This window comes from Amycolatopsis sp. NPDC004169 (assembly GCF_040610315.1).
In the GTDB taxonomy this organism is placed as follows: Bacteria; Actinomycetota; Actinomycetes; order Mycobacteriales; family Pseudonocardiaceae; genus Amycolatopsis.
Genome location: NZ_JBEXMD010000086.1, coordinates 1 through 14227, shown reverse-complemented (window position 1 = coordinate 14227; position 14227 = coordinate 1). Strand labels below are relative to the sequence as shown.

General features: G+C 75.9%; 2 protein-coding genes. Both read right to left on the bottom strand.

All coding sequences use genetic code 11. The annotated features are described in order from the left end of the window. Positions 1–5771 (bottom strand): type I polyketide synthase (locus tag ABZX11_RS47615; protein WP_354925713.1); only part of this gene is annotated, 5771 nt, incomplete at its 3' end. A 29-nt stretch (positions 5772–5800) separates the two neighbouring features. Then, positions 5801–14197 (bottom strand): SDR family NAD(P)-dependent oxidoreductase, encoded by an 8397-nt coding sequence (locus ABZX11_RS47610; RefSeq protein ID WP_354925710.1) that lies wholly within the window; start codon positions 14195–14197, stop codon positions 5801–5803. Positions 14198–14227: the final 30 nt, after the last annotated feature.

The window sequence follows — 14227 nt, the reverse complement described above, 5'->3', positions numbered from 1 at the left end:
GTCGCGACGGGCCCGGACGGCTCCGTCGCGACCGGCTCCGGTGCGGCTTCGAGCACCGCGTGGGCGTTGGTGCCGCTCATCCCGAACGACGACACCGCGGCCCGGCGCGGGCGGCCGGTCTCCGGCCACGGCCGGCTTTCGTCCAGCAGCCGGACGTTCCCGGCCGTCCAGTCCACATGGGACGACGGCGTGCCCGCGTGCAGCGTGCCCGGCAGCACGCCGTGGCGCAGGGAGAGGACCATCTTGATGACGCCGGCGACGCCGGAGGCGGCCTGGCTGTGCCCGATGTTGGACTTCACCGAGCCGAGCCACAGGGGGTTCGCCCGGTCGCGGCCGTAGGTGGCCAGCAGGGCCTGAGCCTCGATCGGGTCGCCGAGGGCGGTGCCGGTACCGTGCGCTTCGACGGCGTCGACGTCGGCCAAGCTCAGCCGGGCGTTGGCCACCGCCTGGCGGATCACCTGCTGCTGCGCGGGGCCGTTCGGGGCGGTCAGGCCGTTGGACGCGCCGTCCTGGTTGACCGCCGAGCCGCGGATCACGGCCAGCACCTCGTGGCCGTTGCGCCGGGCGTCGGCGAGCCGTTCGACGAGCAGGACGCCGACGCCCTCGGCCATGCCCATGCCGTCGGCGTCGTCGGAGAAGGCCTTGCAGCGGCCGTCGGCGGCCAGCGCGCGCTGGCGGCTGAACGCGACGAACGACGCCGGGGTCGACATCAGCGCCACCCCGCCGGCCAACGCCATCGTGCACTCGCCGGTGCGCAGCGACTGGCAGGCCAGGTGCAGCGCGACCAGGGACGACGAGCACGCCGTGTCGACCGTGACGGCCGGGCCGGTGAGCCCGAAGGTGTAGGAGATCCGGCCGGAGACGACGCTGGCCGCGCCGCCGGTGAGCAGGTGCCCGGCCGAGCCGTCCGGCGGGGCGAGCCCGATGCCGTAGTCGGCGTAGTTGGTGCCGACGAACACGCCGGTCGCGTTGCCCCGCAGGCTTTCCGGGTTCACGCCGGCGCGTTCCATCGCCTCCCAGGACGTTTCCAGCAGCAGCCGTTGCTGGGGGTCCATGGCGAGCGCCTCGCGCGGCGAGATGCCGAAGAAGCCCGGATCGAAGTCGCCGGCGTCGTGCAGGAAGCCGCCGTGGCGGGTGTAGCTGGTGCCGTCGTGGTCGGGGTCCGGGTCGAACAGCGCCTCGACGTCCCAGCCGCGGTCGGCCGGGAACCCGGTGATCGCGTCGCCGCCGGCGGTGATGAGCTCCCACAGGTCCTCGGGGCTGCGGACGCCACCGGGGTAGCGGCAGCTCATCGCCACGATGGCGATCGGCTCGTCGTCGGCGACCGCGACGACGGTCTCGGTCGCCGTGGCCGGGGCGCCGCCGAGCAGGAACTCGGTGATGCGCTGGGCGGTCGGGTGGTCGAAGGCGAGGGTGGCCGGCAGGCTCCGGCCGGTCTCGGCGGCGAGGCGGTTGCGCAGCTCGACGGCGGTGAGCGAGTCGAAGCCGAGGTCCCGCAGGGCGACGTCCGGGGCGACGGCGTCCGGGCCGTCGTGGCCGAGCACCGCCGCCGCGGTCGCGCGGACCAGGCCGAGCACGGTCCGGGTGCGGTCGGCCGGGGACAGCCCGGCCAGCCGGTCGCCGAGGCCGCCCAGTCCGCCCACCGTGGCCGCGGCCGGCTCGGCCGCCAGCGCGCGGCGGACCTCGGGCAGCTCGTCGAGCAGCGGGCGCGGCCGCAGCGCGGTGAAGACGGGCGCGAACCGGGCCCAGTCGACGTCGGCGACGGCGAGGAACGTCTCGTCGTCGGCGAGGACCTGGCGCAGGCCCGCGAACGCGAGGTCGGGGTCGAGGAACGGCAGGCCCTGGCGCAGCAGGCGGCTCGCGTCGAAGTCCTGGTTGGCTTTCTCGGGGTTGGCGGCGTTCCAGACGCCCCAGGCCAGCGAGGTGGCCCGCAGGCCGCGGGCGCGCCGGCGCCGGGCGAGGGCGTCGAGGTGGGCGTTGGCCGCGGCGTAGGCGGCGTGGTCGCCGCTGCCCCAGACCCCGGCGATGGAGGAGAACAGGACGAAGGCGTCGAGGTCGTGGTCGAAGACGGCGTCGAGGTTTTCGGCGCCGAGCACCTTGGCCCGCGCGACGGCGGCGAACGCGGCGACGTCGGTGGCGTCGATGGAAGCGAGTTCGATCAGCGCGGCGGCGTGGATCACGGCGCGGAAGTCGTGGGCCGCGGCGAGGGCTTCGACGGCGGCACGATCGGCCACATCGCAGGTGGCGTAGGTGATGCCCGGGTCGTCGGACGCCGGGCCGCCACGGCGGCTGGCGAGGACGACGTGCTCGGCGCCGGCCCCGCGGAGCCAGCGGGCGATCCGCGGGCCGAGGGCGCCGGTGCCGCCGGTGACCAGGACGGTCCCGCGCACCGACCACGAGCCGGGCGCGGTCTTCGGCGGGGCCGCGTGGACCAGTCGGCGGACGAGCACGCCGGACGAGCGGACGGCGAACTGGTCCTCGTCGCCCGGGTCGGCCAGGATGGCGGCGAGCCGGTCCACGGCCCGGGCGTCGGGCTCGGCGGGCAGGTCGACCAGGCCGCCCCAGCGGTCCGGGTGTTCCAGGCCGATCACCCGGCCGAGCCCCCAGATCTGGGCTTGGGCCGGCGAGGGCGAGTCCGTGGCGACGGCGCCGGAGGTCAGCAGCCACAGGGGCGCGTCGATCCCGGCGTCGCCGAGGGCCTGGGCGAGCAGGAGTGTTCCGGCGACGCCGGCGGGCAGCTCGGGGAACTCCGGGTGCGGCCGCTCGTCGAAGCCCAGCAGGGACACCACGCCCGCCACCGGCCCGGCCTCGCGCAGCCGCGCGGCCAGGCTCTCGCGGTCGCCGGTCACCGGCAGGACTTCGGCGCCCAGCGACTCCACAATGGACGGCTCCGGGCCGGGCGAGACCACGGCCAGCCACCGCCCGGACGGCGTCCCGGCGGGCTCGGGCGCCGGCCGCCAGCGGACGTCGTACCGCCAGGAATCCACAGTGGACTTGTCGCGGGTCGTCCGGCGCCAGTCGGTCAGCGCCGGCAGCAGCTCGCTCAGCGGAACGTCCGGATCGACGCCGAGCGTCTCCGCGAGAGCCCCGCTTTCGACGGCCTCCCAGAAGCCCGGATCCGTGACTGCCGTGGCCGGTGCGCCGGGCTTCAGCCAGTAGTGCCGCTGCTGGAAGGCGTAGGTGGGCAGGTCGACGCGGGTCGCACCGGCGAAGTAGGGCGTCCAGTCGACCTTGACGCCGTGGACGTGCGCTTCGGCCACCGACAGCGCGAAGCGGTCCAAGCCGCCTTCGTCGCGACGCAGCGAGCCGAGCGCGACGGCACCTTCCGCGGTCTGCCCGATCGGCATCACCAGCACCGGGTGCGGGGAGGCTTCGACGAAGGTCCGGTAGCCCTGCTTCGCCAACGCTCGCACGGATTCTTCGAGCCGGACCGGCTCGCGCAGGTTGGTGTACCAGTACTCGGCGTCGAGGGCGGTGCCGTCGATCCACTCGCCGGTCACGGTCGAGAAGAACGCGGTGTCCGCCGCGCGCGGGGTGATCGGGGCGAGGACTTCCAGCAGCTCGTCCCGCAGCTGCTCGACCTGGACCGAGTGCGACGCGTAGTCCACCGGGATCCGGCGCGTGCGGACCTCACAAGCCGCCGTGAACTCGTCCAGCGCACCGGGCTCACCGGAGACGACGGTCGCCTCCGGCCCGTTGACGGCGGCGATGCCGATCCGGTCACCCCAGGGCGCGATGAGTGCCGACGTCCGTTCGCGCGACGCGGCCATCGAGACCATCCCACCGGCCCCGGCCAAGGCCAGGATCGCCTTGCTGCGCAGCGCCACCACCCGCGCACCGTCCTCGAGGGACAGTGCGCCGGCAACCACCGCGGCCGCGATCTCGCCTTGGGAGTGGCCGATCACCGCGTCCGGCCGCACGCCGTGGGCGGCCCACAGCGCGGCCAGTGACACCATCATCGCGAACAACGCGGGCTGCACGACGTCGACGCGGTCCAGTTCGGGTTCGTCGAGCAGCGAGAAGCCGGTGTGCGGTTCGAGGGCTCGCGCGCATTCGGTGAACCGGGCCGCGAACACCTCCGAGGTGGCGAGGAGCTCGGTCGCCATCCCGGTCCACTGGGCACCCTGGCCGGGGAAGACCATGGCGACCTTGCCGCTCCCGGCCACCCCGGACACGACGTGGGGCGCCGGGGTTCCATCCGCCAGTGCGCGAACTCCGGCCAGGAGGCGTTCGGAGTCCGCACCGACCACGACGGCCCGGTTGGCGAAGGCCGACCGGGTCGTGGCCAGCGAGAACGCGATGTCGGCCGGGTCGCCGTCCACCAGCGCCAGCCGGGCCGCCTGCTCGCGCAGGGCCTCGGGGGTCTTGGCCGACAGCACCCACGGGACCACCCCGGCCGGCCGCTCCGATGGCGGCGCCGGGACTTCGGCCTCCTCCAGGATGATGTGCGCGTTGGTGCCCGAGATGCCGAACGACGACACCGCACCGCGCCGCGGCCGGTCGGCGGTCCACTCCCGGCCCTGCTGGAGCAGCTCGACCGCACCGGCGGCCCAGTCGATCTTCGTCGACGGCGTCCCGGCGTGCAGGGTCGGCGGCATCCGGCGGTTCCGCAGCGCCAGCACGAGCTTGATGACGCCGCTGACGCCCGCCGCGGCCTGGGTGTGCCCGATGTTGGACTTGACCGAGCCCAGCCACAGCGGCGTGTCCCGGTCCTGGCCGTAGGTGGCCAGCAGCGCCTGCGCCTCGATCGGGTCGCCCAGTGCCGTGCCGGTGCCGTGCGCCTCGACCAGGTCGACGTCCACTGTGGACAACCGGGCGTCGGCGAGCGCGTCCCGGATGACCCGCTGCTGGGCCGGCCCGTTCGGGGCCGAAAGGCCGCTGCTCGCGCCGTCGGAGTTCACCGCCGAACCGCGGATCACCGCCAGCACCGGGTGGCCGAGGCGCTGCGCGTCGGCCAGCCGCTCGACCAGCAGCATGCCCGCGCCCTCGCCCCAGCCGGTGCCGTCGGCGCCCTCGGCGAAGGCCTTGCAGCGACCGTTGCCGGACAGGCCGCCCTGGCGGCTCATCTCGGTGAACATGTCCGGGTTGACCATCACCGCCGCGCCGCCGGCCAGCGCCAGGTCGGACTCCCCGCGGCGCAGCGACTGCACGGCCAGGTGCAGCGCGACCAGCGACGACGAACAGGCCGTGTCGACGGTGACCGACGGGCCTTCCAGGCCGAGGGTGTAGGAGATCCGGCCGGACAGCACGCTGGTGGCGGTGCCGGTCATCAGGTGCCCGGCGACCGCCTCGGCCTCCTCCCCCGCACCGGTGCCGTAGCCCTGGGACGCCGCCCCGACGAACACCGCCGAACGGCTGCCCCGCACCGTCTCCGGCACGATCCCGGCGCGTTCGAGGGCTTCCCACGACGTCTCCAGGAGCAGCCGCTGCTGCGGGTCCATCGCCAACGCTTCGCGCGGCGAGATGCCGAAGAAGCCCGCGTCGAACCGGCCCGCGTCGTGCACGAAGCCGCCTTCGGCGACGAAGCCCGCGTCGTGGGCGTCGGGCCAGCCGCGGTCGGCGGGGAACCCGGACATCCCGTCGCCGCCGCTGTCGACCAGCCGCCACAGGTCCTCGGGCGAGCGGACCCCGCCGGGGAACCGGCAGGCCATCCCGACGATCGCGACCGGCGCGGACCCGGCGTCCTCGACCTCCTGGACGCGCTTGCGGGCGCGCACGAGGTCCGCGGTCACCTTCTTCAGGTACTCCCGGAGCTTCGCGTCGTTGTCCATCAGGCCCCATCCCGTCGCGTCCCGTCCATTCAGGACAGTCCGAGTTCGTTGTCGATCAGGTCGAAGATCTCGTCGTCGCTCGCGGAGTCGAGTGCGCTGTCGTCGTGCTCGGCAACGCCCCGGCGCCGCGCGAGCACCGCCTCCAGCCGCGCGGTGACGCGGCGGCTGTCCCCGGCGCGCTCCAGCAGCCGGTCCAGTTCCGCCAGCACCGCGTCGTCGGTGTCGACGGCGGCGGGTGCGAGCCCGGCCAGCAGGTGCGCGGCCAGGTCGGCGGGCGACGGGTGGTCGAAGATCAGCGTGGCCGGCAGCCGCAGGCCGCTCTCGGCGGTGAGCCGGTTGCGCAGCTCCACCGCCGTCAGCGAGTCGAAGCCCAGGTCGAGGAAGCCGCGGCCGCCCTCGATGTCCGCGGCCGAGCCGTGGCCCAGCACGGTGGCGACGTGCCCGCGGACGACGTCGAGGAGGAACTCCCCGCGGTCGGCCTCCGGCACGGCGGCGAGCCGCTCGGGCAGTGGGGCACCGGACGGCGCGGCCGCTTCGGCGGTCCGGCGGGCCGGGGCCCGCACCAGCGACGCGAACAGCGGCGGCAGCCCGGCCTGCGCACCCAGCGCGGCCGCGTCGAGCTGCAGCGGCAGCAGCGCCGGTTCCGGCCGGGCGGCCGCGACGTCGAAGAGGTCGAGGCCGCGGTCGGCGGTGAACGGCACGAACGCGGACCGCGCCAGTTTCGCGCGGTCGGCTTCGCGGAGCATGCCGTCGGTGGCCCACGGCCCCCAGCCCAGCGACCCGGCCGGGAGCCCCCGGGCCGCGCGGTGCTGCGCCAGCGCGTCGAGGAACGCGTTCGCCGCGGCGTAGTTGCCCTGGCCGGGGCTGCCGAGCGTGGCCGCCGCCGAGGAGAAGAGGACGAACGCCGACAGCCCGAGGTCCCGGGTCAGCTCGTGCAGGTTCAGGGCCGCGTCCACCTTCGGCCGCAGCACCGCGTTGAGCCGCTCGGGCGTGAGGGACGCGACGACGCCGTCGTCGAGGACGCCCGCCGCGTGCACCACGGCGGTGAGCGCCGGGATCCCGGACAGCACGGCGGCCAGCTCGCGGCGGTCGGCGGCGTCGGCGGCCACGATCCGCACGTCCGCGCCGAGCTCCCGCAGCCCGGCGGCCAGCTCGGCCGCGCCGGGCGCGTCCGGGCCGCGGCGGCTCAGCAGCACCAGGTCGCGGACGCCGTGCCCGGTGACCAGCCGCCGGGCGACCAGGCCGCCCAGCGCGCCGGTGCCGCCGGTGATCAGCACCGTGCCGTCGCCGAACGACGGCGGCATGGTCAGCACGACCTTGCCGACGTGCTTGGCCTGGCTGACGAACCGGAACGCCTCGGGCGCCCGCCGGACGTCCCAGGTCCGCACCGGCAGCGGCGTCAGCGCACCGGCCTCGAACAGCGCGAGGACCTCGGTGAACAGCTCCCGGATCCGGTCCGGGCCGGCTTCGACCAGGTCGAACGCCTGGTACCGGACGCCCGGGTGCGCGGCGGCGACCGCGTCGGCGTCCCGCACGTCGGCCTTGCCCATCTCGAGGAACCGCCCGCCGCGCGGCATCAGCGCGAAGGAGGCGTCGACGAACTCGTTGGTCAGGGCGTTGAGCACGACGTCGACACCCCGGCCGCCGCTGGCCTCGCAGAACAGCTCCGCGAACCCGGTCGTGCGCGAGGAGGCGAGGTGCGCGTCGTCGAGCCCGGACGCGCGCAGCACGTCCCACTTGCCAGGGCTGGCGGTGGCGTAGACCTCGGCGCCGAGGTGGCGGGCGAGCTGGATGGCGGCCATGCCGACACCGCCGGCGCCCGCGTGCACCAGCACGGACTCCCCGGCCCGCACCCCGGCCAGGTCGACCAGGCCGTAGTAGGCGGTGAGGAAGACGATCGGCACCGACGCGGCTTCGCTGAACGACCAGCCGTCGGGGATCTTCGCCAGCATCCGCCGGTCCGCCACCGAGCGCGGGCCGAAGGAGCCGGGGAAGAAGCCCATCACCCGGTCGCCGGGCGCGAGCCCGGTGACGCCTTCGCCGCACTCCAGGACGACACCGGCGCCTTCGATGCCCATGAGCGGCTCGCCCGGGTACATGCCGAGGCCGATCAGGACGTCGCGGAAGTTCATCCCGGCGGCACGGATGGCGACCCGGACCGTGCCCGGTTCGAGGGTCTCCGGCAGCGGGTTCGGGACCAGCGCGAGGTTCTGCAGGGTGCCGCGGCCGGTGCTGTCGAGCCGCCAGTTGCCCGCGGGCGGCTGGAGGAGCGTGCCGGAACCGGCCCGCACGAGCCGCGCGGCCAGCGCCCGGCCGTCCCGCAGGGCGAGCTGCGGTTCCCCGGAGGCGACCGCACCGAGCAGCGCCGCCGAGCGCGGGTCTTCGTCGTCGAGGTCGACCAGGACGAGCCGATCGGGGTTCTCGAACTGGGCCGACCGCAGCAGGCCCCACACCGGGGCGGCGGTGAGGTCGGGGACGCGGTCGCCGTCGGCCGCGCCGACCGCGCCGCGGGTCACCAGCACGAGCCGGGCGGTGGCGAACCGCTCGTCGGCCAGCCACTCCCGGACCAGCTCGAGCGCGAAGGCGGCCCGCTCGCGCGGCTGCGCCGAGTGCCGGATCGCCGAGAACACGTACTGCGGTTCCTCGCCGCTCTCCTCGGTCCGGCGGCCCAGTTCCGCGAGGTCCACACAGGACTCGACGGTGCCGGCCGAGCCGAGCCCGGCGACCAGGCCGAGCGGGTCCGGGCCGATGACCGCGTACCGGCCGGCCACCGGTTCGGGCAGCGGGACCGGCGTCCACTCGACCTGGAACAGCGCGTCGGCGCCGTCCGGGCCGCGCAGCTGCTCGGCCGAGACCGGGCGCAGCACGAGTGCTTCCACGGACGCGACCGGGGCACCGGCCGGGTCGGCGACGTCGATGGCGACCGCGTCCCCGGCACCGGGCCGCAGGCGGACCCGCAGCGCGGTGGCGCCGGTGGCGTGCAGGGTGACGCCGGTCCAGGCGAACGGCAGCCGCGGGCCGCTGCCACCGTCGCGCAGGCCCAGCGCGTGCAGGGCGGCGTCCAGCAGGGCCGGGTGCAGGCCGAACGCGCCCGCTTGCTGCCGTTCCGGCAGCGCGACCTCGGCGTGGATCTCCTCCCCGAGGCGCCAGGCCGCGCGCAGGCCGCGGAAGGCCGGGCCGTAGCCGAACCCGGACGCCGCGAGCGTTTCGTAGAAGCCGGTGAGGTCGACGGGTTCCGCTCCGGCGGGCGGCCACTCGGCCGCCGGGGCCGGCGGGTTCGCGGTGGCCGGCGCGAGGACCCCCGCGGCGTGCGCGGTCCAGTCGTCGCGGCCGTCCGGTCGCGAGTGGACGGTCAGCTCGCGGCGGCCGTCGGCGTCCGGGGCACCGACCGACACCTGGATCGCGACGGCGTCCCGCTCGCGCAGCACGAGCGGCGCGGACAGGGTCAGCTCCTCGACGACCGGGCAGCCGGCCTGGTCACCGGCCCGGATGGCCAGCTCGACGAACGCGGTGCCGGGCAGCAGCACGGTCCCGAGCACCGCGTGGTCGGCCAGCCACGGCTGCGCGGCCACCGAGAGGCGTCCGGTGAGGACGATCCCGTCGCCGCCGGCCAGCGGCAGGGTCGCGGCCAGCAGCGGGTGGCCCGCGTCGGTGAGCCCGGCCGCGCCGACGTCCCCGGCCGCGGCGGAGACCTCGGGCCAGTAACGCCGGTGCTGGAAGGCGTAGGTCGGCAGCGGGACGCGGCGGGCGCCGGTGACCGCGGCCGCGAGGTCGACCGGGACCCCGCGGACCCACAGCCCGGCGAGCGCGGTGGCGAACGTGCGGTCCTCCGGCCGGTCGCGGCGCAGCAGCGGCACGGCCACGACGTCCTCGCCGAGGCAGTCGGCGGCCATCGCGCTGAGCACCGCGTCCGGCCCGGCCTCGAGGAACGTCCGGACGCCCAGCCCGGCCAGGGTGGCGACGGCGTCGGCGAACCGCACCGACGCCCGCACCTGGGTCACCCAGTAGTCCGGGGTGGACAGTTCGGGCCCGGCGAGCCGTCCGGTCACGGTGGACACCACGGCCCGCTCGGCCGGGTGGTAGGTGAGCCGCCGCGCGACCGCCGCGAAGCCGTCCAGCATCGCGTCCATCCGCGGCGAGTGGAACGCGTGGCTGACCTTGAGCCGCTTGGTCCGCACGCCCGCGGCGGCGAACCCGGCGGCCAGCTCCAGCACGACGTCCTCGTCGCCGGAGACGACGACCGAGCCGGGGCCGTTGATCGCCGCGATCCCGGCCCGGCCGCCGGTCTTGGCCACTTCGGCGGCCACGGCTTCTTCGCCGGCCCGCAGCGAGACCATCGCCCCGCCGTCCGGCAGGGCGTCCATCAGCCGGCCGCGGGCGGCGACCAGCTCGGCCGCGTCGGCCAGTGACAGCACCCCGGCGACGTGCGCGGCCACCAGTTCGCCGATCGAGTGGCCCGCCAGGTGGTCCGGCCGCACGCCGCGGCTCTCGGCCAGCCGGTACAGGGCCAGCTCCACGGCGAACAGCGCCGGCTGGGTGTAGGCGGTCCGGTCGAGCAGCGCGGCCTGATCGCTGCCGGGCTCGGCGAACACGAGCTCCCGGACCGAGTGCTCCAGGTGCGGGTCGAGGTGCGCGCAGGCTTCGTCGAACGCGTCGGCGTAGACGGGGTAGCGCGCGTAGAGCTCCCGCCCCATCCCGGCTCGCTGGGCACCCTGCCCGGTGAACAGCACGGCGAGCGGGCCGGTCGCCGCCTCGCCCGAGACGACCTCGGGTGCGGGCGTGCCGGCCGCGAGGGCTGCCAGCCCGGTCCGGAAGTCCTCGGCCGTGCTGCCGAGCACGACGGCCCGGTGCTCGAGCGCCGCCCGGCCGGTGGCCAGGGAGAAGCCGACGTCCACCGGGCTGCCGTCCACTTCGGACAGCGCGGCGGCCTGGGCCCGCAGCGCGGCCACCGACCGGCCCGAGAGCGGCCACGGCACCGGGCCGCCTGCCTCGGTCCCGGCCGCGACCGGGGCGGGTGCGGCCTGCTCGATGATGGTGTGCGCGTTGGTGCCGGAGATGCCGAAGGAGGAGATCCCGGCCCGGCGCGGCCGCTCGGACGGCCAGTCCCGGGCCTCGGTCAGCAGCTCGACCGCGCCCGCCGACCAGTCCACGTGGGACGTCGGCGCGTCGACGTGCAGCGACTGCGGCAGCACGCGGTGGCGCATGGCCATGACCATCTTGATGATCCCGGCGACCCCGGCGGCGGCCTGCGTGTGGCCGATGTTGGACTTCACCGACCCCAGCCACAGCGGCGTCTCCCGGTCCTGGCCGTAGGTGGCCAGCACCGCCTGGGCCTCGATCGGGTCGCCCAGCGTCGTCCCGGTCCCGTGCGCCTCTACGGCGTCCACATCGGATGGTTCGAGGCCCGCGTTCGCCAGCGCCGCCCGGATCACCCGCTGCTGCGAGGGCCCGTTCGGCGCGGTCAGGCCGTTCGACGCGCCGTCGGAGTTGACCGCCGAACCGCGGACGAGCGCCAGCACCTCGTGGCCGTTGCGCTGTGCGTCCGACAGGCGTTCGAGCAGGAGCAGACCGGCGCCTTCGGCCCAGCCGGTGCCGTCGGCCGCCTCGGCGAACGGCTTGCACCGGCCGTCGGGCGCCAGCCCGCGCTGCCGGCTGAACTCGACGAACGCGCCGGGGGTCGACATGACCGTCACGCCGCCGGCCACGGCCATCGTGGACTCGCCCTGGCGCAGCGACTGGCAGGCCAGGTGCAGCGCGACCAGCGAAGACGAACACGCCGTGTCGACCGCGACCGACGGCCCCTCCAGCCCGAAGGTGTAGGAGACACGCCCGGCGATGACGCTGGTGGTGTTCCCGGTCAGCAGGTGGCCTTCGACACCGGAGGACGCGCCGAGCAGGGTGACGTAGTCCTGGCCGTTGGTGCCGGCGAACACCCCGGTCTTCGTGCCGCGCAGCGAGTGCGGGTCGAGGCCCGCCCGCTCGAACAGCTCCCACGAAGTCTCCAGCAGCAGCCGCTGCTGCGGGTCCATCGCCAGTGCCTCGCGGGGCGAGATGCCGAAGAACCCGGCGTCGAACTCCGTGACGCCGTCGAGGAAGCCGCCTTCGCGGGCGTAGCTGCGGCCGCTCTTGCCCGGGTCCGGGTCGTAGAGCGCGCCGACGTCCCAGCCGCGGTCGGCGGGGAACGGCGCGATGCCGTCGCCGCCCGCGCTCACCAGGCGCCAGAGGTCCTCCGGGGACCGCACCCCGCCCGGGTAGCGGCAGCTCATCGCGACGATGGCGATCGGGTCGTCGCCGGTGACCGCCTCCGCGGGCAGGCCCGGCGCCGGTGTGCCGGCACCGAAGGCTTCGCCGAGCAGGCGGTCGGCCAGGTCCGCCGGGGTGGGGTGGTCGAACACGAGCGTCGAGGGCAGGGCGAGACCGGTTTCGGCCACCAGCGCGTTGCGCAGCTCGACCGCGGTGAGCGAGTCGAAGCCCAGGTCCTTGAAGGGCCGCGCCGGTTCGATCGCTTCGGCGCCGTCGTGCCCGAGTACCGCGGCGGCGCGGGCGCGCACGACGTCCAGGAGCACGCGACGGCGTTCGGGGGCGGGCAGCGCGGCCAGGCGCTCGGTCAGCTCGGCCGAGCCGCTTTCGCCGGGGCCTTCGCCGGCGTCGAACTCGGGCAGTTCGGCCATGAGCGGCCGGGACCGGGCCGCGGCGTACGACGGCGCGAACCGGGCCCAGTCGACGTCGGCGACGACGACCGTGGTCTCCCCCAGCTCGACGGCCTGCAGCAGCGCGCGCATCCCGAGGCCGGGGTCCAGCGGGAGGAGCCCACGGCGGCGGAGCAGTTCTTCACCCTCTTCGGAGGCGCCCATCCCGGCGCCCGCCCACGGGCCCCAGGCGATCGAGGTGGCGCTCTCGCCGCGGGCCCGGCGGTGTTCGGCGAGCGCGTCGAGGTGCGCGTTGGCCGCCGCGTAGGCGCCCTGGTGCCCGCTGCCCCAGACCCCGGCGATCGAGGAGAAGAGCACGAACGCTTCGAGGCCGGCACCGAGCAGCTCGTCGAGGTGGGTGGCGCCGTCCACTTTGGCGCTGACCACCTCCGCGAAGTCCTCCGGGGACGACTCGGTGATCGGGGTGAACCGGCCGTGTCCGGCAGCGTGGAAGACCGCGCCGATCGCGCGTCCGCTCAGGACCTCGGCCAGTGCCGCGCGGTCGGCGACGTCGCAGGCCACGATCTCCGGCTCGGCACCGAGGGCGCGCAGCTGCGCCGCGAGGTCGGCCGCGCCCGGGGTGTCCGGGCCGCGGCGGCCGAGCAGCAGCAGGTGCCGGACACCGCGGGCGGCCAGGGTCCGGGCGAGCGCGCTGCCCAGTGCCCCGGTACCGCCGGTGATCAGCACGGTTCCGTCCGGGGTCCAGCCGCGCGGCTCGGCGCCTGCCGGGGCGCGGACGAGCCGGGGCACGAACGCGCCGGACGGCCGCAGGGCCACCTGGTCTTCGCCGGTGCCCGCGGCCAGGAGAGCGGCGAGGCGGTCGTGACCGCGGTCGTCGAGCGCGGCCGGGAGGTCCAGGAGGCCGATCTCGCGGCCGGTGAGCTCGAGGGCGGCGACCCGGCCGAGGCCCCAGACCTGCGCGCGGGCCGGCTCCGGAGCGGGGTCGGAGCGGCCGGTGCGCACGGCGCCGGTGGTGGCGAGCCAGAGCGGGCCGGGCCGGTCGGCCTGCAGCACGGTGAGCGCCTCGTCGAGGTCCGCCGGGAAGGCGAGCGTCCCGGCGATGTCCTCCCCCTCGCTCCAGCTCGTGCGGACGTCCGCTCCCCGCTCGGCCAGGCCTTCCGCGATCCCGGCGGGAACGGTGCCGACGAGCAGCCAGGTGCCGGTCGGCCGGCCGGCGGGCAGCGGGTGCGGCCGCCAGGCGACGCGGTAGCGCCACGACCCGAGGGTGCTCGCTTCGCGGTGGCGAGCGCGCCAGGCGTGGAGCGCGGGCTGGATGGCGGCGGCGAGGTCGTCGTCGACGGCGAGGTCCCTGGCCAGTTCGCCGCGGTCGACGGCGGCCCAGAACCCGGTGTCGGCGCTGTCGGCGACCGGCTGCGGGCGGGCGGGTTCGAGCCAGTACCGCCGGTGCTCGAAGGGGTACGTCGGCAGCGGGACGGCCCGCCCGGCCGACCCGGCGTACAGGCTCGCCCAGTCCAGGTCGACGCCGCTGACGTGCAGCCGGGCCAGCGCGGTGAACAGGGTGCGCTCCTCGTCGCGGTCGCGGCGCAGGGCGGGGATCGCGGTGCCCGGGACCAGCGAGCTCAGCACGCCGTCCGGCCCCAGCTCCAGGAACACCCCGGCCCCGGCAGCCTCCAAAGTGGACACGCCGTCGGCGAACCGGACAGCCTCCCGGACGTGGCGCACCCAGTAGTCCGCGGTGAACGGCTCGGCAAGAGCACCGGTCACGTTCGAAACCACCGGAATCTCCGCCGGGTGATACGTCAGGGT